Below are 18,659 nucleotides of genomic sequence, written 5' to 3' on the forward strand. Positions count from 1 at the left end.
TGCGGTTGCACACGCTGAGGCGCGACAACACCAAAGCGGCATGCATCAACCCTGCATGCCGCCCGTGTTCGCATCCTGATCCCACACCGCCATCACTTCGCGCACCAGCATCGCGATCGACGCCGCGCCGAGCTTGTCCTTGATGCTCGCGCGATGCACGTCGACGGTCTTCACGCTGATCGACAGATCGCTGGCAATGCGCTTGCTGCCTTTACCGTCGATCACGCCGCGCAGCACTTCTTTTTCACGCGCGGTCAATGACTCGATCCGCTTGCGCAACTCGCGCTGCTTCTGGCCCGCTACGTGACGCTGCGCCGCGAGCTTCAACGCGCTCTGCACGCGGTCGAGCATCTGCTGCGAGTTATACGGTTTCTCGACGAAATCGATCGCGCCGTTTTGCAGCGCGCGTACCGACATCGGAATATCGCCGTGGCCGCTTACGAAAATGATCGGCAACGTGACGCCCTGGCGATTCAACTCCGCTTGCACGTCGAAGCCGCTTTGCTCCGGCATGCGCACGTCGAGCACGAGACAGGCGGGCACGTCCGCATCGAATGCGCGGAGAAACTCGCTCGCATTGGCGAAACCCGCCGACTTCACGCCAACCGATTCGAGCAGCCACGCAAGCGACGTGCGCATGCCGCTGTCGTCGTCGACGATGTAGACGATCGGTGCAAGGGGCGTGACGGATGGCGAAGGCTGGGACATGGTGGCCGTTGTAGATGCGATTCGAAGCGTACTAACCGGTCCATCATAACCAGCGGGAAAAGCGCTGCAAAGCAATAGTTACCCTGAAAGACTCATTAATCATGGACCATGCGCCAGTGCTCAACCACACATTGGGGAAAGCTTTAGATGCACTGGGAAACACGCCTGGCCACCTGCCGCTCGCGCGGATTTTTTTCCGCATGGCGATTGAGTACGCTTGAATCAAACCACTCGACACCTGCCCGAGGAATCCGAACGATGACGCCGACCCCACACGCGACTCCCGACGCCGATGCTCACATCGACGTCAAACAGCAATTCCGTCAAGCCATGGCGCACCTCAGCGCCGCCGTGAACGTGATCACGACAGCCGGCCCGCACGGACGTTGCGGCGTAACCGCAAGCGCCGTGTGCTCCGTGACCGACGCGCCGCCCACGCTGCTCGTCTGCCTGAACCGGTCGAGCGCGATGCACGCGACTTTCCAGAGCAACCGGCACGTTTGCGTGAACGTGCTGCCCGGCGAGCACGAACTGCTCGCGCGCCACTTCGCGGGCATGACTCAGGTGCCGATGGAAGAACGCTTCGGTTGGCCGATCTGGGATGAAGGCACGCGCGGCGTACCGGTCCTGCGCGACGCGCTGGCGAGTCTGCAAGGCGAGATCGTCGACCTGAAGGAAGTCGGCTCGCACTCGGTGATGTTCGTGAAGACCACACGCATCAGCGTGCGCAGCGATGGCGACGGGTTGATCTACTTCGATCGCAACTTCCATCGCATCAAACGCGTGGCATCGCATTGATTACGCACAGTGGTGGCGCGTGCGGCGGTCAGAGCACGTCCGCGCGATCGGTGTCGAACTGGAAAACCGGCGCCGACGCGACGGCTTCGACGAAACAGTCGATCAGATAATCGCAGGCCGACGTATTCAACGCGTCGCGCCGCGAGATGATCCCCACCGACACGCGCGGCAACGTTTCACGCACCGGCACCGAGACGATGCGCTCGCGAATCCAGTCGGTCTCGAGAAAACTCTTCGGGCAACAAGAGAGAAGATTGCTGTTGACCGACAGCGAAAAGCTCGCGCTGAACGAGCTGCACTCCACAACCACGCGCGGCGCAGTCGCCCCATGCTGCACGAAGAAATCCTGCAACGACTGCCCGATGCTTTCGGGTGTCGTGTTCAGCATCCAGTCCGCACCTTCCAGATCCGCGATCGACCGCGCATTCGCCAACGGATGCGCCTTGCGCGCCGAGATAATCAGTTCGCACTCGAGCAACGAGCGGAACATGAACTCCGGCGCGAGCTTCTTTTCATCGACGATCGCAATGACGAAATCCAGCGAGCCGTCGCGCAGCCGCGCGAGCGCTGCGGTCAGAAAACCTTCCTGAACCGAGAGCCGGGTCTTCGGCATGCGCTGCCGGAACGTATGGATCGCGCGTGACAGGTACTTCAACGACACGAGCGGCGTGACCGCGCACGAGACCGTGCCGCCCTCCTGGCCTGAGAGCAGCACCACATCGTCTTTCGCATGCTGCATCTCGGCGAGGATCAGTTTCGCCCGCGTGTAGACGGCCTGACCGTACTGCGTGAGCTGTGCGCCACGCGCGCTGCGCGTTACGAGCGGCACGCCCAGTTCCTGTTCGAACTCGCGGATCGCCTTGGTCAATGCGGGCTGGGACAGGCACACCGTTTTGGCCGCGGCGCGAATGCTGCCGTGCTGGGCAATCGCCACTAGAGCGCGCAACTGGTTGTATTTCACGGGCGTGAGCAGTCGTTTGAACCGGTAGTGGAAGGGATCACGTTCGAAGCCGGAGCGGCGACTGAAGGCTTGAACCGATGGTACACCGCGATAAAAACCCCGGCCATGCTCCCAAATACTCATTGCCCATGCCGGTCACAGCCGTGCCGTCGGACGCGATAACCCTGCGTTATCACAATAAGAAAAAGCAAATCCAGTTGTTTTTTTGTTCTCCCTAGACTTTTCATGTCGTCGTCATCAAAGGCGCTGCGCACTCGAAGCGTTGTCGACGTGTCCCAAAGCATCACGGTCTGATTTACCTTCACAGGGATCCCGTTCATGAAGTCACCGTCACTCAGTTCCTCACTGCACGATGTCAGTCACGGCACCACGCGCGGCGCTTCGACTCGCGGCCTGATCGTCGCCACGACCATCGGCAACGCATTCGAATTCTTCGATCTCACGGTCTACAGTTTTTTCGCCGTGCTGCTCGGCAAACTGTTTTTCCCGCTCGCTTCGTCGCAGCAGCAGTTGCTGCTCTCTGTGGGCACGTTCGGCATCGGCTTCGTTGCGCGGCCGCTGGGCGGCGTGCTGTTCGGCGTGCTGGCCGATCGCTTCGGCCGCATCGCCGCGATGAACCTCACGCTCGTCACGATGGCGGTCGGCACCGGCCTGATCGGCGTGATGCCTACCTACGCGCAAATCGGCATCGCGGCGCCGCTCGCGATCGTCGCCGCACGCTTGCTGCAAGGCTTCTCCGCAGGCGGCGAAGTGGGCGTGGCCACGACGCTGCTCGCCGAGCGCGCCTCCACCGGACGGCGCGGCTTCATTACGAGTTGGCAGTTCGCGAGCCAGGGCGCGGCCGCGCTGGCGGGCTCGCTGGTCGGCTTCCTGCTCTCGCATTACCTCGACAAGGCATCGCTCGAAGCCTGGGGTTGGCGCATTCCGTTCCTTGCGGGCATTCTGATCGCGCCGCTCGGCCTGTATCTGCGCTCGCGTCTCGGCGCCGAAGGTGACAAAAGCGACGCGCCCGCCGATGCCGCGCGCGACTCCGCCGGCGTGCTGAAGACCGTGATGACACGCGACTGGCGGCTCGTGCTGGTGGCGTTCCTGCTCGTGATAGGCGGCACTTCCGCGCATTTCATCGTGATCTATTACATGTCCACGTATGCGATCAAGGTGCTGCATCTGCCCATGGACGTCGCCTTGTGGTGCGGGATTCTCGCGGGAGCCGTGATGCTGGTGATGTCACCGGTGGGCGGCATCTGGTCCGACATGTATGGACGCAAACGCGTCACGTTCATCTCGCGCCTGCTGCTGACGCTGCTGATCCTGCCAGGCTTCTATCTGATCGAGCACGCGCCTTCGGTTAGCACGCTCTATCTCGTCGTCTGCGGACTTGCCGCGCTGCACTCCATAAACGCGGGCGCGAACGGCACCTTGCTGCCCGAGATGTTTCCTCGCAGCACGCGCGCCACGGGACTGTCGATCGCGTATGCCGCGGGCGTGTCCATCTTCGGCGGCTTTGCGCAGTTCATCGTCACGTGGCTCATCCAGAGCACCGGCAATCCAGCCGCGCCGGCGTGGTACGTGATCGCTTGCGGCGTACTGTCGCTGATCGCGCTGCTGTTCGTGGTCGACCGTACGCGTCAGGATATTTGAGCCGCGACCCACGCGTCATTCACTCTTCTTTAACGCGAAATTCTCATGTCAGACACTCTCCATGCCGATGCACCGCTCGCCACGGGCAACGAACTTTGCGATCTGTCCGCCGTCACCTTGCTGGACCTGCAACGCAAAAAATCCGTAAGCGCCGTCGAGATACTCGATGCCCATCTCTCGCGTATCGATACCGTGAACCCGCAGGTCAACGCGCTGGTGACGATCGCCGATCCCGTCACGCTGCGTGCGCGCGCCGCCGAAATCGACTCGCAATGGTCGCGCGGCATCTGGCAAGGTCCACTGCACGGGTTGCCGGTTTCGCAAAAAGATTTAACCGCGACGCAAGGGGTGCGCACCACGTTCGGCTCGAAAATCTTCAAACATCATGTGCCGCAACACAGTGCGCTGATCGCGCGCCGTTGCGATGCGGCGGGCGCATTGATGATCGGCAAATCGAACACGCCGGAATTCGGCGCCGGCTCGCACACCTTCAACGAAGTATTTGGCGTGACGCGTAATCCGTGGGACCTGAGCAAATCGGCGGGCGGCAGTAGCGGCGGCGCTGCTGCGTCGGTGGCGTGCGGAATGAGCCCGCTCGCGTGCGGTAGCGACATGGGCGGGTCGCTGCGTAATCCGGCTGCGTGGAATGCGGTGGTTGGCTTGCGTCCCTCGCCGGGACGCGTGCCGCGCGCGCCGGATTTAAACGGCTGGGCCACGCTCGGCGTGGATGGGCCGATGGCGCGTGACGTCGCCGACACGGCGTTGTTGTTGAGCGCAATCGCCGGTCCTTCCGGTGAAACCGCGACTGAAATCAGCGAGCCCGGTTCGCGCTTCGCGCTGTCGTTGCAACGCGATTTTCGCGGCACGCGCATCGCCATGTCGGTGCAGCTTGCGGGCCTCGCCGTCGATCCCGAGATTCAGCGCGCCGTGCACGCGCAGTCCGCTGTGTTCGAGTCCATGGGCTGCGAGGTCGAATTCGCCGACCCTGATCTCGGCGACGCCGAAGACGTGTTCCGCATGGAACGTGCGTGGATGATCGGCAGTCTGGTCGATCGGCTCGATGAGGACGCACGCGCGCAATTGAAACCGGAGATCGAAGCGGAGTGCCGCCTGCATCGCTCGCTCTCGGCCGCGGATCTCGGCGACATGTTCGTGCGCAAGACCGCACTGTTCGAGCGCATGCGACGCTTCATGGACAACCATGCGTTCTATGTGCTCCCCGCCACGCAGATGCTGCCTTTCGATGCCGGGTTGCGCTGGCCCGCCGAATTCATGGGCACGCATTACGGCTCGTATATCGACTGGATGCGCATCTGCTGGTACCTGTCGTCCACCGAATCGCCGGTGCTGGCGCTGCCGTGCGGCTTCAGCGCGTCGGGACTGCCGATCGGCCTGCAGATCGCCGGACGCTTTCGCGACGATTGGGGCCTGCTGCAATTCGGTCACGCCTATGAGGCAGCGGCGTCACTTGAAGCGATGCGGCCGCCATTGATCGGCAATTCGCGTTAACCACCCTTTACCCAAGAGGTTCTTCTGGCAGCCGGTTTTCCGCCGGCTGCCGGCAGGCGAGCAACGCGTGGTTCGCGGGAGCGAACACGTCCGTCACTTTTCGCACTTTCTCCACATGAGCGTCAGACAACATGAAAAAAACGCTACTGGCAGTATGTTTTGTCGCGGCCTTTCCGGCATTTGTGCACGCACAGAGTGCCGTCACGCTATACGGCATTATCGATGAAGGTGTGAGTTATACGAGCAATGCGGCGACGCCCAATAGCAACGGCAGCGTCTCGGGCCACAGCGCGGTGCGTCTGTTGAGCGGCGTGATGCAACAAAGCCGCTGGGGTTTGCGCGGCTCGGAAGATCTCGGCGGGGGCATGAAGGCGATCTTCATGCTGGAGAACGGTTTCGACGCCAGCACCGGCAAGTTCGGCCAGGGCGGGTTGCTGTTCGGCAAGAAGGCATGGGTGGGATTATCCGGTGCATTCGGCACGGTGACGCTCGGGCGCCAATACGATACCAACGTCGACATTCTCGGCCCATTCGAAGTGGGTGATCAATGGGGCGGCTACATGGCCGCGCATCCGGGCGATCTCGACAACATCAACAACACCAACTCGACCAATAACTCGATCAAGTTCACCAGCAATACGTATGGCGGGCTGACGCTGGAAGCGCTATACAGCCTTGGCGGCGTGGCCGGCAACTTCTCGCGCAATCGCATCTGGTCGGTGTCGGCGGGTTATGTGAACGGACCGTTGGCATTGGGGGTGGGATATCTCGACGTCGCCAATCCGAATACGTCTTTCTTCGGCAGCATGGGCAGTCCCGCCGCAACGGCGAACGGCGTGCCGGGGAGCAATATGTTGTCGCCGGTTTATTCGGGCTATGCGTCGGCAAAATCCATGCACGTGATCGGCGCGGGCGCGTCCTACCTTTTCGGCGCCGCGACTTTCGGCGCGACGTATTCGAATACGAGCTTTCGCGATCTCGGGGATTTGTCTTCGGGACCGAATCCGGCTGGTTTGAGCGGCAACGCCACGTTGAATAACGCCGAGGTTAACTTCAAGTATCAGATCACGTCGGATCTGTTATGCGGGTTCGCGTATGACTATACGAAAGGAAGCTCGGTGAAGGGCATGACGGGGGCGAGTTATCATCAGTTCGCGTCGGGCATCGATTACTTCGTGTCGAAGCGTACGGATGTTTATCTGGTTGGCGTTTATCAGAAGGCGTCGGGCACCGATTCGACGGGGAAACAGGCGGTTGCCGCCATCAACGGGCCGTCTGCTTCGGCGGATGACAAGCAGGCGGTGGTGCGGATTGGGATGCGGCATAAATTCTGATTCTGGCCCACAGAAGCGGTGGCTCGCTGTGTATTTGCGGAGCCCCCGCTCCCCACTCTGCGCGTGAATCGAGGTTGCTCCCGTCCGCAACCACCCGTACCGCCCGTCCATCCCCTCCCCGCTCTGCGCCGACACCTGAAAGATTTCTATTTGCGGATTGACACGCTTCGCATACGCGATGCAGCGCTCTACATCGAAGCGCAAATGCAGCAGCAAGTCGATCTTGTTCAGCAACAGCAGCGAACCAGACGCCGCGCCGCCGCCCGATGGACGACGCGGCGCATCACCTCCTCAGCTACTTCACATTGAACGCATAGTCGCCATGGGTGCGATGCCCGTCCGACGCCACGGCCACCCAGTGCACCGTATAGTGACCGGCCGCGAGCGTCGGCAGCGGCACGGTGATCAATGCGCGTTGATGCTCATCGACGGTGGCCTTCTCCGTGTTGACCTGCTTGCCGCTCGCGTCGGTCACCGTCAGCGAACTGAACGCCGCTTCGAGTGGGCCGTCGAACATCACCCGCACCTGCGCGGGTGACGCCACCGTTGCGCCGGCTCCTGGCTCCTGCTTCTGCGGGAACACATGCGCGAACGCCGCGCTGGCAAATGCAAGGGCGGCGAACAGCGCCGCCAGTTTCGCCACGGCATGTGTGCCACGCGAACGCGGATGTTTCATCGTGTCATTCATCATCACTCTCCTGCTTTACTGGAACAGCGGTTTGCCGATCGTGGTCGGCGCCACGTCGTCGAAGAAGATATGCGCCTGGACCAGAATGCCCACATGCGAGCCGCTCGCACGATTGATCGGGATTTGCGCCTCCACGCCGAACTGCCCATAACGGTTGATCCAGATGAAGCCCGGATTGACCGTGCCGGTCGTTTGTCCCTGGCTGCGGGACAACGGAATTTCCACCAGCGGAATCAGATTGGCGAACGGCTGCGGCAACCCGACATCGCGCACATGCTGTTGCAGATACGGCAAGCTGTATTGCACGGTGAAGCCGTAGTTGAAGGCGTTCGGTTGTCCCGCGCCGGTGGTGAGCGCCGGTCCCGCTTCGCCGGTGATGGCGAGCGGCCGCAGATACGCCAGCGAGTCGGGCAGATCGCCCATGCCCTTGCCGGCATAGATGGTCGGCGAGATCGTCGAGAAGTTGTCGGCGATGGCGCGGCTGCCCGTGCCGCCGAGTTCGGCATTCACGCCGACCGAGGTCATGAACTCGTGCGCGTCGTTGACGTACAGCAGGTACTTCAGGCCGACCCCGAAGTTGTCGAAACCGCGCGCCCGCGGATTGTTCTGCATCGCATACGTGCCGTCGACGGACACCGCGAGCCGCGGCGTGATCAGCTTGTCGTACTCGAAGTCGAAGGTGTTGATGCTCTGGTCGCCGTCGTCGCCGGGCACGCGTTGATGGCCGAACTGCAGGTTGGCTTCGTCGCCGACGCCGGGGTCGTCGACGGCCATCGTCGCCGGGAAAACGCGGTTGCCCGCAATGGCGTGGGCGCCGGCGAGCGTCGGCGCGCATAGCAAGACGCCGGCGGCGGCGAGAAGCGCCGCCGAGCGCAGCGGCTGCGCGCGGGGCGTTGAGAGGATACGCATGATCGATCCTGTTTCATAAGTCGTGACAATGCCGGCGCGCACAGTCGACAGGGACGTGCGGCGGCAGCCGCGATGCATTCGCTGCATCGCGCCGTGGTGACTCGAATCAGGATGCGAACGGAGGGGCGCGGGGTTGGGCGAAAGTAAGCGGCTCGACGCGGCGCACGCTTTCGAAGCGGGTCGCGACGGTGTGCTGCAAAGCGCGGACGGTGACGACGAACAGCGCCTCCACGCTCGGCACGGCCGGCATGTGGGCGAGCAGGCTGCAATAACCGCAGGCGTCGCCGTCGGACATGGCCGCGTGGTCCGTGTGTTTGCCGGCCGCCTGATCGGGCGCGTTCGACACGTCCGACGACACCCCGGGCATGTCCTTGCGCATGGAGTCCATCGACCCCATCGCCCCCATCGACGGCATATCGCAATGCTCGTCCGACATGGCGCTTTCGTCGGCGTGCGCGGCGAGCGTGTGCGAGATCGTCGGCGCGAGCGTGGCCATCAGGATCGCGAACAATCCCAGCCAACTGCCGATCTTCCGATAGAAACGACTCACGATGCGCCCGGCGACACGATGGGGAAGCTGTCGCGGATTATGCCACGGTCAATAGAGCAAACTGCCGACGGCAAACCCGCCACGGACGGTGGACAATGCGTTTCATCCCGGCTCCCGGCACGGAGTGTCCATGAAAGCGCAGCGTCCGCGTCCCCCGCAGTTTCCCGGCGAAGAGCCGCATGCCGAGTGGCGCGACCATACCCTGCTGTATGTCGCCGTGGCGACGGTCATCATCCTGATGGTCACGCTGGTCGTCTGGCTGATCGATCCGGCGCCGCCCAGGACGATCACCCTAAGCGCCGGGCCGCATGACAGCTCGTTTTTCGTCGCCGCCGGGCAGTACCGGAAAATCCTCGCCCGCAACGGCATCAAGCTGAACGTGCTGGAGTCCGACGGCTCCGTGCAGAACCTGCAACGTCTGCTGGATCCGAAGCAGCACGTCGACGTCGCGCTCGTGCAAGGCGGCGTGGCCGACGGTCTCGACACCACGTCGCTGATGTCGCTCGGCAGCGTTTTCTATATTCCGGTGGTGGTGTTCTATCGCGGTTCGGGCTTGAGCCAGCTTTCGCAACTGGAAGGCAAACGGATCGCCGTGGGCCGCGAAGGCAGCGGCACGCGCATGCTGGCGCTCAAACTGCTGGATGCGAACGGCATCGAGCCGGGCGGCGATTCCACGCTGGTCCCGAGCGACGGCCTGCAGGCCGCCACCCAGCTGGTGGCGGGCGAGGTGGACGCGGCGATCCTGAACGGCGACTCGGCCACGCGCGGGCTGATGCTGCGCCTGCTCAAGGTGCCCGGCGTCTCGGTGATGAACTTCGCGGAGGCGAGCGCCTATACGCGTCTTTTTCCGTATCTGGACCAGATCGACTTGCCGGCCGGCGTGCTGGATCTGAAGCGCCGGATTCCGCCGGAAACGGTGCATCTGATCAGCCCGACCGTCGAACTGGTGGCCCGCACCACGCTGCATCCGGCCATATCCGATCTGCTGATCGAAGCGGCGCAGGAAGTGCACGGCATGCCGGGGCTATTACAGCGGGCGGGAGAATTTCCGAGTCCGGTCGCGCGTGAATATCAGATCAGCGAGGACGCGCAGCGCTACTACAAGACGGGCAAGAGCTTTCTGTACCGCACGCTGCCGTTCTGGCTGGCGAGCATCGGCGACCGTACGCTGGTTCTGCTGCTGCCGATGGCCGTGCTGCTGTTCCCGGCCATGCGCCTGATTCCCGCGCTGTACCGCTGGCGGGTGCGCTCGCGAATCTATCGCTACTATGGTTCGCTGATTGCGATCGAACGCGGCGCGCTCGCCGATTCGACCGACGAGGAGCGCAAGCGGCTCTTCGAGGAACTGGATCAGATCGAGGATTCGTTGAATCGGCTGCGCATGCCGCTCGCATACGCCGACGCGTTCTATGTGCTGCGCGAACACGTCGGCTTCGTGCGCAGCCGGCTGGGGGCTGCGTCGCGGCAAGGCGGCCACGCCTAGGCGGCGTGGCGGGTTTTACGCTTCGTGGGTGGCCGGTGAGTCCGGCCTACGCCTTGCCCGCTTCGCCATCCTGCGAGGCCGTGGCGGTTTCGGCCGGAGCGTTCGGCGCTTCGGCAGTGGCTTGCGCGGCGGCTTCAGCGTTCGGCTGCACGGCCGTCTCAGCGGACGCTTGCGTGACTGGCTCAGCCGCCGCTTGCGCGCTGGCCTCGCCGGTCGCGTTCGCCGCGCCGGCTGCCGCCTTCGCCGCGCCCCTGCCCGCGCGATGCGCCTGCAGACGCTGCGCACCGGCGGCTTCCTGCGCCGTAACCTTACCGGCCTCGGCGCCCGTCAGATCGACGCGCGCCGCGCCTTCCACGAGGGATTTCCAGTAGCGGCTGCCGCGGCACCAGGTCTTGATCGCGTCGCGCAACTCGGCTTCGCTCAGCGACAGATCCTTGGCGTGCACCACGAGGTCTTCGAAAATACCGACCTTGAGCGGCAGCTTGGGCGCCGGATTCTTGGGGAAGGCAATGGGGAAGCGCTTTTGCAGCCGCCCGATCGATTTCACCACCGGGTCCACCGGCTTTGCGTCCACCGCCGGTTTGGCGTCGGCTGCGGGCGCGGCACGGCGCGGCGGCGCGGGCTTGCGGGCAGGCCTCGCGCCCGGCTTGGCCGCGTCCTTGCCAGCGGGCCTGGAAACGTCCTTGGCCGGCTTGGATGCGTCCTTCGAAGCAGGCTTGGCGCCGGACTTCGCGGCAGGCGCAGCCTCGCGGCGAGCCGCGGCCAATTGCTTCTTCAGTTCAGCGAGTTGTTCGAAACCCATAGCGCACAATCGATCGAGAAAGACGAGATTGTAGCAGTGTAAGGAAACACATTCGTGACGAGGCCGCGCGGGCCCGCACGCCGGCTTGCGCGTATGCTCGGCGCGGTGCGTTTAAACTCGATGTTTGCGGCGCTTTCCGCCGTCTTTTTCCCCTTCCCGCCTCCGCCCCTGGCTTCATGGACCTCAAGCAAATCCAGTATTTCATCGCGCTTTTCGAAGACGGCTCCGTCACGCGCGCGGCGAAACGGCTCAATATCGTCCAACCCGCGCTCAGCATGCAGATTTCGAAGCTCGAAACCGAATTGCGCCAGAAACTCTTCGAACGCGGCCCGCACGGCATGACGCCGACCGACGCGGCGCGCCAGATGTACCGCCTGTACACGCCGATCATGCGCGATATCGAGCGGGCCCGCGACCAGTTGAGCCGGCAGGACGCGATCGTGACGGGGCGCGTGTCGCTCGGCATGGTGTCGTCGGAGGCGGAAAGCGTACTGCCGGAGTCGCTCGCCAGGTTCAACGCGATGTTCCCGCAAGTGGAAGTGTCGGTCGCGGACGGATTCAGCGCGCAGTTGATCGACGCGGTCGAAGCGGGCCGGCTGGATGCGGCCATCATCAACAAGCCGCGCGGGCGCCTCACGCTCGACATGGTGCCGCTGGTCGACGAGGAAATGGTGCTGGTAACCAGTGCCGCGCTAGGCCCGGACCTGCCGCCGGCGGTCGATGCCGCGCAGTTGGGCGGCATCGAACTGGTGCTGCCGACCCGCCGCAACGGCCTGCGCGGCGTGCTGGACGCCGCGCTGCTGGCCGCGGACGTGGTCATCAAGCCAAAGTTCGAGATCGATCTGCTGAACACCATCGTGCAGTTCGTCGAACAGAGCAGTGTCGCGACGATCCTGCCGCGCGTGGTGGTTCAGCGCAAGGTCGACGAAGGCGTGCTGTGCGCACGCACCATCACGTCGCCGCCGATCGTGCGGCACATTATCCGCGTGAGCCATCCGAAGCGGCCGATCGGGCCCGCGGCGCACGCGCTGATCGAGATCATCGGCGACGAGATCCGGCGCGTGACGACGGGCGTGCCCGCCGACCCTTCCGCGAGCTAAGCCGGCTCGCGCACCGCGCCCTGCTCCAGCCGGCCGCGCGTTTCCGGCACGACGAACGCGCCGATCAGGAAAATCACGCTGATCGCCCCGACGAAGATCGCCAGCGTCATCGGCAACTCGCTCGCATCTTTCGCCACCAGCGAGACGGCGGTCGGCATCATCCCGCCGATCGCGAAGCCGATGTTCCATGAGAGCCCGGTGCCCGTCGCGCGAATCGCGGTCGGGAACCGTTCGTTCAGGAAAATCAGGATCGGCGCATAGCCCGCGCTGCCGAGCGCGCTGAGAATCACTGCGTAGACGCCGATCATCGTAATGCTCTGCGCGGTGGGCAGCAGCAGGAACAGCGCGGGCAACGCGAACAGGCGAATCAGGCCGAGCCAGATGAACGCGCTCTTGCGCCCGATGAACGTGCTCAGATGCCCCGCCGCCACGGACGCGATCACGACCGCCACGCTGCAGATCAGCAGGATCGCCGCCGCGGCGCCATTCGGGGCGTGGCTGACCACCTTGAGGAAGGTGGGCAGATAGCCCGAGGTCAGGTAATAGCCGCTACCGCCGCCGATGGTCAGCAGCAGATTGACCAGGAGGATCGAGCGATAGTCGCGGGAAAACAGCGTGCGCAGCGGCGAGCGCACGATTTCGACCGGCGTGTCGAGCTTCTGCGCGGCGGCCTTCGCGGCCTTTTCGGCGGCGAGCTTTTTCCACAGCGGCGACTCTTCGAGACTGCTGAAGACGAACAGGCCGAGCACCGAGCTGATGATGCCGGTGAAGAACATGCAACGCCAGCCCCAGACATCGAACGCTGCGCCGGGAAACAGCGCGGACATCGCCAGATACGTGAGCGAAGCGAGCAACGCGCCGAGCCCCGCTCCGCCGCCGCCGATCAGCCCCGACACCGCGCCGCGATATTTCGGCGCGACCGATTCGGTGCCGATGGTGTGCGTCGACGCCACCACCCCGCCCACGAACACGCCCTGCACGAGCCGCAGCACGAGGAACAGGATCGGCGCGACGAGCCCCACCTGCGCGACGGTCGGCAGCAAACCGAACGCGGCCGTCGAGAGGCCCACGCCCACCACGGCGATGATCATCGCGCCCTTGCGTCCGTGCCGGTCCGCGTACGAGCCGAACCATGCCGAACCCAGCGGGCGCATCAACAATGTCACGGCAAACGACGCATACACCGCCGCGAGCGAGAGCATCGCGTGCTCGGACGGAAAGAACAGCCGCCCGACCACCGGCGCGACGAACAGCAACACGAACAGATCGAACAGATCCAGTGCCCAGCCGAGGCACGAGGCCATTACTGCACCCATCACTTGCCGCTGATCAACCGCGGGCAAGGCGGCGCCATTTTGCGCTGCTACGGACATCGTCATCTCCTTGACTATCTGGGGGCCGTCTCGCGATCGTCCCCGTTGGTAGGCACGTTCTCTTGCACGTGCTCTTGGTGGTGTTAAGAAACCTTATGGCGAGGCCGCGGTGAGCGGCGCCGTAGTCGGTGCAGCGTTTGCCGCGTGCCGCACGAGCATCGCATCGGCGATTTTTTCGGCCATCATGATGGTCGGGATATTCGTGTTCGCCGAGGGCAGCCGCGGCATCAGCGACGCATCGACCACCCGCAGGCCGTACGCGCCGTGCACGCGGCCCGACGTGTCGGTCACGGCCATGACGTCGTGCGCGTCGCCCATCCGGCAGGTGCCGCTCGCGTGCCACACGCCGAACACATTGGCGCGGATGAAGTCTTCGAGCGCGCCGGGCTCGGTGAGCAGCGCGGACATGCGCTGCCCGCGCGTGAAGAAACGCTCGATCAGCAGACGCCGCAACGGCGCGGGCGTATCGAGCAGCATGCCGAGCAGCGAAGTCAGCGCCGCATTGCCCTCGCCAACGCGGCTTAGCGCTTTCACACGCGGTGAGAACGCGGCCGGAAAAAAGTCGCGCGGGTTGTCGCCGAGACCCGACGCTTCGACGATTTTCGCGAGCATCCGCACGCCGTACGCGAGGCGCGCGAGATCGCGCGGATCGTCGAGCAGATTCAGATCGACGCGCGGCGCCACGGCCGGATCAGCGGACACGAGTTGCACACGGCCGCGCGAATAAGGCCGGTTGCACCAGAGAAAAAACAAACCGAGCCGGTTGCCGAGCGTATGCCATGCAGCGCGCGTCGCACTCGACAGATACAGATCGGATTCGTCGCAACCCGCAACGCCCGAGGTAAAACGCGCCGCCGTCATACTCGCGCGACGGCGCGACAGCGGCATGCGAAAACGCCGTTCTAGAAAATGACAGAACGTGAGCGACGGATGATCCTGCAGATTGCGTCCCACGCCCGGCAGATCGATCTTGCAGCCGATGCCGAGCGCGTCGAGTTCCGACTTTGCGCCGATGCCCGCCCGCATCAGCAACGCGGGCGATTGCAACGCGCCCGCGCTGACCACGACCTCATTGGCGTCGAAACGGATGCGCGCGCCGCCATGCTCCACCGCGACCACGCCACGCGCGACACACCCTTCCATGACAATCGACTCGACGCGCAAGTCAGCGTAAATGTGCAGATTGCGGCGCTGACGCGTCGCCCCGTCGAGATAGGCCGCCGCGGTCGATACGCGCCGGTCGTCGAGATTCGAAAACGCGCCGGGAAAATAGCCGTCGCCGAATTCGGCGTTCTGATCTTGCAGGCTCGCGAAACCGTTTTTCCGCATGCCGCTGGCGAAGGCATCGCAGAACGCTGGCCAGTAGGCCGGCAGAATGCGGCGAATCGGCACCGGCCCGTCTCTGCCGTGCAGTTCGCCGGCGGGAAAATCCACATCGCGTTCGAGCTTGCGGAAATACGGCAGCACGTCCTGCCATGCCCAGCCGGTTGCACCGTTGGCGGCCCAGTCGTCGTAGTCGCGCGGCAGGCCGCGATTGGCCGACTGTACGTTGATGCTCGAACCGCCGCCCATCACGCGGCCCTGTTCGTAGACACGAGGCGCGGCGCCGCGCGTGGCGCTTGCCTTCAGCTGCGGCCAGATGTATTCGTCGCCGCAGAAAACCGGCATTGGATAGCTGTCGAGAATCGCCGCAGGCACGTTGCCCGGCGGCGTATCCGCGCCCGCTTCGATCAGCGCGACGCGCAACGACGGAATTGCCGACAGGCGATGCGCGAGCACGCACCCTGCCGATCCACCGCCAACGATCACGTAATCGAAGCGCTCCATCCGCCTGCCTCCTTTATTTGGGTTCGCTCTTGCCCGACGTTCGCATCAACTGCCGCGAAACACCGGCTTGCGCTTACCGTGAAACGCCTCGACGCCTTCGCGGAAATCATCCGAGGCGCGCAAACGGCTATAGCAGTGTCCTTCGAGTTCGATCGCGATCGACAGCGGCGCGTCCTCGGTGTCGTTGAGCAGCTTCTTCGCGGTGCGTTGCGCGAGCGGCGAGAACGCGCGCAATTCGTCCACCAGCGCGTCGGTCGCCGCTTCGAGTTCGGAGTCGGCCACGCATTCGACCGCGATACCCCATTCGTAAGCCTGCTTGCCCGGAATCCGGCGCGAGCGCATCACGATGTCCTTGGTGCGGCCGATGCCGACCATCTGCTGCAAGCGGGCCGAGCCGCCCGAGCCCGGAATCTGCCCGAGCTTCTGTTCCGGCAGCGCGTAGAAAGTGGTGTCGGTGGCAATGCGGAAATCACACGCAAGCGACAGTTCAAAGCCCACGCCAAAACAGAAACCGCGATTGGCGGCGATCACCGGCTTCGAGCAACGCGCGGGCGCGGCGATGTTCCAGGCGAGCTTCGACACGGTTTCCGGCGATGCTTCGAGAAAGCCCTTGATGTCGCCGCCGCTCGAAAAATGTTCGCCCTTGGCGCGCACCACGATCACACGCACACGCGGGTCGTCGTCGAGCGCCTCGAAGGCGGCGCGCAACTGGTCGCGCGCGTGCATCGAGATCACGTTCAGCGGCGGCCGGTGCAGGATGATGTCGGCCCGCTCGCGCTGCGCGTCGATCTCGATGGAAAAGCCTTCGAGGTCCTGCAGCAGGCTCTGGCCGCGGTGGGTCAAATCGGTCATGAGTTACTCCTTGGTGGTTTCCGTATGAGGTGCAATGGCTTCGCCGTGGGCGTCGCGCTGGTACTCGCCGGCGGACAGCTTGCGGCGCAGAATCTTGCCGACCGGCGACTTCGGTATGTCGTCGACGAACACGTATTCGCGCGGACGCTTGAAGTTCACGAGGTCGGAGGTGCGGCAATGGGCGTCGAGCGCGTCGGCATCGACGTAGACGCGGCGTTTGACGAAGGCGACCACGCGCTGGCCCCAGCGCTCGTCCTTCACGCCGGCCACCGCAACCTCGTCGACCGCGGGATGCAGCGACAGCACCGACTCGATATCGACCGGCGAAATGTTCTCGCCGCCGCTGATGATCATGTCGTCGACGCGGCCCGACACGTACAGGTCGCCTTCGGCGTCGAAGAATCCGGTGTCGCCCGTGAAGTACCAGCCGTCGCGCAACGATTTGGCGTTCGCGTCGGGACGGTTCCAGTAGCCTTCGAAGGCTTCGTCGCCGAGCAGGTCGGCGATGATCTGGCCTTCCTCGCCCACTTGCGCCAGCTCTTCGGGCGTAATGGCGTCGAGCCTGACCACGCGCAAACGCGTATTGATACCCGCGCGCCCCGCGCTGCCCGGCTTGCGCGTGGCGTCCTGATCGATGCTGAAGGTGTAGACCTCGGACGAGCCATAGTGATTGACGAACAGCTCCGGTTCGAACGCCGCCGAGAGGCGCTTGAGCAAACCGTCGTTCATCGGCGCGCCGGCGAAACCGAGCTTCTTCACCGTGGACGTATCCGTCGGCGCGAAAGCCGGATCGGCCAGCAGATCGTGATACAGCGTCGGAACCAGGTAAAGGCAGGTGAGCTTGTGCTGCGCGATCGCATCGAGTGCGAAGCGCGCATTCCAGCGGCGCACGCAGACGAACAGGCCGTCCACCAGCGCCATCGAGAGCAGCGAGCGCACGCCCATGGTGTGATAAAGCGGCATCACGCCGAGCGTGCGTTCGCCGTGGCCGTACAGATTCTGTGCGACATGCGCGAGCGCGGCGGCGCGTTCGTGCCGATGACGGCGCGGCACGCCTTTCGCCTTGCCGGTGGTGCCCGAGGTGTAGAGAATCAGCGAGTAGTCGTCGGCATTCGCGCGGGTATGGCCGGCGTTCAGCGCGTCCGGCGTGCTCTGGGCCATGAGCGTTTCGAAGCTCGCGGTGCGGCCTTGCGCGTCATCGAGACCGATACGCGGCACACGTTGCGCGGCGGGACTTTGCGCAACGGCATCGGCGCACACCGGCTCGTACACGATGGCTTTCACGCCGGCGTCGGTCACGCAGTATTCGAGTTCATCGGGTTTCGCGCGCCAGTTCAGCGGCACGATCACCACGCCCGCGAACTGGCAGGCCCAATGCAGGGTCGCCATTTCCCAGCGGTTTTGCAGTACGACCAGCAAGCGGTCGCCATGCACGAGACCCAGGCCGCGCAGACCTTCGGCCACCTTCACGATGAGCCGGTGCCACTGCGCGTACGTCAGCGTAAGTTCGCCGTCGACGATAGCGAGCGCATTGGGGCTGCGTTCCACGCTCTGTAAAAAAGTTCGGCCGAGGTCAAGCATGAGCGGCCTCCACGGTTTCACTAGCCGCTTCGCCTTGCCGGCGCCGTGCCGCCACGTCGAGCACCGCGGCGACGATCGGCGTATAGCCCGTACAGCGGCACAGATGGCCCGAGAGCATGTCGCGCACTTGCGCTTCACTCGGATCGGGCACACGTTGCAGATAGTCCGCGCACGACATCAGTATCCCGGCCGTACAGAACCCGCACTGCAGCGCGTGATGCCGCTGGAACGCCTGCTGCAGATCGCCGAGTTGCATGTCGGGTGCGAGTCCCTCCACGGTGTCGATGCGGCGGCCGTCGGCCTGCACCGCCAGCATCAGGCACGAGCGTCCCGCCACGCCGTCCACGTGCACCGTGCACGCGCCGCACACGCCATGCTCGCAGCCGACGTGCGTGCCGGTCGCGCCCAGTTCCTGACGGATGAAATCCGACAGCAGCTCGCGCGGCTCGCAATAGCCGCTGCGTTCACGGCCATTGAGCGTCAGCGTGACGCATTGCCGTTCGCCCTGCCGCATTACGTGCATGACGTTGCCGTTCGATGTGT

The 18,659-nt window shown here is 64.2% G+C and carries 17 protein-coding genes; 6 read left to right on the top strand and 11 right to left on the bottom strand.

Translation table 11 applies throughout. From position 1 onward, the window contains the following. Positions 1-45: 45 nt before the first annotated feature. Complete coding sequence (locus BPHYT_RS10740; protein WP_012433166.1) at positions 46-708, bottom strand: response regulator transcription factor; 663 nt, start codon at positions 706-708, stop codon at positions 46-48. Between the two features lie 258 nt (positions 709-966). Between BPHYT_RS10740 and hpaC the strand changes: the two genes are divergently transcribed. Then, positions 967-1,506: a 4-hydroxyphenylacetate 3-monooxygenase, reductase component gene (hpaC, locus tag BPHYT_RS10745; RefSeq protein ID WP_012433167.1), complete on the top strand. Its 540-nt coding sequence runs from the start codon at positions 967-969 to the stop codon at positions 1,504-1,506. Positions 1,507-1,534: 28 nt separating this feature from the next. On the opposite strand, the gene BPHYT_RS10750 is transcribed toward hpaC, so the two are convergent. After that, positions 1,535-2,467 carry a LysR substrate-binding domain-containing protein gene (locus BPHYT_RS10750; RefSeq protein WP_012433168.1) on the bottom strand — a complete coding sequence of 311 codons (933 nt, stop codon included), beginning with the start codon at positions 2,465-2,467 and terminating at the stop codon, positions 1,535-1,537. A gap of 318 nt (positions 2,468-2,785) precedes the next feature. Here BPHYT_RS10750 and BPHYT_RS10760 point away from each other — a divergent pair, with 318 nt between their 5' ends. The 3 genes from BPHYT_RS10760 (at position 2,786) to BPHYT_RS10770 (ending at position 6,951) form a co-directional block, all read left to right on the top strand. Then, positions 2,786-4,108 carry an MFS transporter gene (locus BPHYT_RS10760; RefSeq protein WP_012433169.1) on the top strand — a complete coding sequence of 441 codons (1,323 nt, stop codon included), beginning with the start codon at positions 2,786-2,788 and terminating at the stop codon, positions 4,106-4,108. A 45-nt stretch (positions 4,109-4,153) separates the two neighbouring features. Further along, positions 4,154-5,617 carry an amidase family protein gene (locus tag BPHYT_RS10765; protein WP_012433170.1) on the top strand — a complete coding sequence of 488 codons (1,464 nt, stop codon included), beginning with the start codon at positions 4,154-4,156 and terminating at the stop codon, positions 5,615-5,617. Between the two features lie 131 nt (positions 5,618-5,748). Further along, positions 5,749-6,951: a porin gene (locus tag BPHYT_RS10770; RefSeq protein ID WP_012433171.1), complete on the top strand. Its 1,203-nt coding sequence runs from the start codon at positions 5,749-5,751 to the stop codon at positions 6,949-6,951. 295 nt (positions 6,952-7,246) lie between these two features. Here the strand turns inward: BPHYT_RS10770 and BPHYT_RS10775 are convergent, their stop codons facing one another. From BPHYT_RS10775 to BPHYT_RS10785, 3 genes are all read right to left on the bottom strand, one after another. Beyond that, positions 7,247-7,639, bottom strand: coding sequence for a copper resistance CopC family protein (locus BPHYT_RS10775; protein WP_012433172.1), 393 nt, complete (start codon positions 7,637-7,639; stop codon positions 7,247-7,249). 15 nt (positions 7,640-7,654) lie between these two features. Continuing rightward, positions 7,655-8,548 carry a hypothetical protein gene (locus BPHYT_RS10780; RefSeq protein ID WP_012433173.1) on the bottom strand — a complete coding sequence of 298 codons (894 nt, stop codon included), beginning with the start codon at positions 8,546-8,548 and terminating at the stop codon, positions 7,655-7,657. Positions 8,549-8,654: 106 nt separating this feature from the next. After that, the gene (locus BPHYT_RS10785) at positions 8,655-9,098 is read right to left on the bottom strand and encodes a DUF2946 domain-containing protein (protein WP_012433174.1); all 444 of its coding nucleotides are present in this window, start codon (positions 9,096-9,098) and stop codon (positions 8,655-8,657) included. Positions 9,099-9,228: 130 nt separating this feature from the next. On the opposite strand from BPHYT_RS10785, the gene BPHYT_RS10790 reads away from it, so the two are divergent. Then, positions 9,229-10,581 carry a TAXI family TRAP transporter solute-binding subunit gene (locus tag BPHYT_RS10790; protein WP_012433175.1) on the top strand — a complete coding sequence of 451 codons (1,353 nt, stop codon included), beginning with the start codon at positions 9,229-9,231 and terminating at the stop codon, positions 10,579-10,581. Positions 10,582-10,627: 46 nt separating this feature from the next. Here the strand turns inward: BPHYT_RS10790 and BPHYT_RS10795 are convergent, their stop codons facing one another. Then, complete coding sequence (locus BPHYT_RS10795; RefSeq protein WP_012433176.1) at positions 10,628-11,383, bottom strand: ProQ/FinO family protein; 756 nt, start codon at positions 11,381-11,383, stop codon at positions 10,628-10,630. A gap of 176 nt (positions 11,384-11,559) precedes the next feature. Between BPHYT_RS10795 and BPHYT_RS10800 the strand changes: the two genes are divergently transcribed. Beyond that, positions 11,560-12,483, top strand: coding sequence for a LysR family transcriptional regulator (locus BPHYT_RS10800; RefSeq protein WP_012433177.1), 924 nt, complete (start codon positions 11,560-11,562; stop codon positions 12,481-12,483). Here BPHYT_RS10800 and BPHYT_RS10805 read toward each other — a convergent pair. The 5 genes from BPHYT_RS10805 to BPHYT_RS10825 form a co-directional block, all read right to left on the bottom strand. After that, a complete protein-coding gene (locus BPHYT_RS10805) occupies positions 12,480-13,856 on the bottom strand; it encodes an MFS transporter (RefSeq protein WP_012433178.1) in 1,377 nt (458 codons plus the stop codon). The two genes, BPHYT_RS10800 and BPHYT_RS10805, sit on opposite strands and share 4 nt — an antisense overlap. Positions 13,857-13,949: 93 nt before the next feature. After that, a complete protein-coding gene (locus BPHYT_RS10810; protein WP_012433179.1) occupies positions 13,950-15,683 on the bottom strand; it encodes a GMC family oxidoreductase in 1,734 nt (577 codons plus the stop codon). Between the two features lie 45 nt (positions 15,684-15,728). Next, positions 15,729-16,535 carry an enoyl-CoA hydratase/isomerase family protein gene (locus tag BPHYT_RS10815; RefSeq protein WP_012433180.1) on the bottom strand — a complete coding sequence of 269 codons (807 nt, stop codon included), beginning with the start codon at positions 16,533-16,535 and terminating at the stop codon, positions 15,729-15,731. A 3-nt stretch (positions 16,536-16,538) separates the two neighbouring features. Continuing rightward, complete coding sequence (locus BPHYT_RS10820; protein WP_012433181.1) at positions 16,539-18,116, bottom strand: AMP-binding protein; 1,578 nt, start codon at positions 18,114-18,116, stop codon at positions 16,539-16,541. Next, entirely contained in the window at positions 18,109-18,639 is a 531-nt protein-coding gene (locus tag BPHYT_RS10825; protein ID WP_041758976.1) for a (2Fe-2S)-binding protein, read from the bottom strand. Before BPHYT_RS10825 ends, BPHYT_RS10820 begins: the two co-directional genes overlap by 8 nt. Positions 18,640-18,659: the final 20 nt, after the last annotated feature.

The sequence above is a fragment of the Paraburkholderia phytofirmans PsJN genome (assembly GCF_000020125.1).
Classification (GTDB): domain Bacteria; phylum Pseudomonadota; class Gammaproteobacteria; order Burkholderiales; family Burkholderiaceae; genus Paraburkholderia; species Paraburkholderia phytofirmans.

What these genes read in the sequence shown, in the direction of transcription:
- BPHYT_RS10740 (WP_012433166.1), bottom strand. Translation starts at nt 708, where the DNA reads ATGTCCCAGCCTTCGCCATCCGTCACGCCCCTTGCACCGATCGTCTAC.
- hpaC (WP_012433167.1), top strand. Translation starts at nt 967, where the DNA reads ATGACGCCGACCCCACACGCGACTCCCGACGCCGATGCTCACATCGAC.
- BPHYT_RS10760 (WP_012433169.1), top strand. Translation starts at nt 2,786, where the DNA reads ATGAAGTCACCGTCACTCAGTTCCTCACTGCACGATGTCAGTCACGGC.
- BPHYT_RS10765 (WP_012433170.1), top strand. Translation starts at nt 4,154, where the DNA reads ATGTCAGACACTCTCCATGCCGATGCACCGCTCGCCACGGGCAACGAA.
- BPHYT_RS10770 (WP_012433171.1), top strand. Translation starts at nt 5,749, where the DNA reads ATGAAAAAAACGCTACTGGCAGTATGTTTTGTCGCGGCCTTTCCGGCA.
- BPHYT_RS10775 (WP_012433172.1), bottom strand. Translation starts at nt 7,639, where the DNA reads ATGAATGACACGATGAAACATCCGCGTTCGCGTGGCACACATGCCGTG.
- BPHYT_RS10780 (WP_012433173.1), bottom strand. Translation starts at nt 8,548, where the DNA reads ATGCGTATCCTCTCAACGCCCCGCGCGCAGCCGCTGCGCTCGGCGGCG.
- BPHYT_RS10790 (WP_012433175.1), top strand. Translation starts at nt 9,229, where the DNA reads ATGAAAGCGCAGCGTCCGCGTCCCCCGCAGTTTCCCGGCGAAGAGCCG.
- BPHYT_RS10795 (WP_012433176.1), bottom strand. Translation starts at nt 11,383, where the DNA reads ATGGGTTTCGAACAACTCGCTGAACTGAAGAAGCAATTGGCCGCGGCT.
- BPHYT_RS10800 (WP_012433177.1), top strand. Translation starts at nt 11,560, where the DNA reads ATGGACCTCAAGCAAATCCAGTATTTCATCGCGCTTTTCGAAGACGGC.
- BPHYT_RS10805 (WP_012433178.1), bottom strand. Translation starts at nt 13,856, where the DNA reads ATGTCCGTAGCAGCGCAAAATGGCGCCGCCTTGCCCGCGGTTGATCAG.
- BPHYT_RS10810 (WP_012433179.1), bottom strand. Translation starts at nt 15,683, where the DNA reads ATGGAGCGCTTCGATTACGTGATCGTTGGCGGTGGATCGGCAGGGTGC.
- BPHYT_RS10815 (WP_012433180.1), bottom strand. Translation starts at nt 16,535, where the DNA reads ATGACCGATTTGACCCACCGCGGCCAGAGCCTGCTGCAGGACCTCGAA.
- BPHYT_RS10820 (WP_012433181.1), bottom strand. Translation starts at nt 18,116, where the DNA reads ATGCTTGACCTCGGCCGAACTTTTTTACAGAGCGTGGAACGCAGCCCC.
- BPHYT_RS10825 (WP_041758976.1), bottom strand. Translation starts at nt 18,639, where the DNA reads ATGCACGTAATGCGGCAGGGCGAACGGCAATGCGTCACGCTGACGCTC.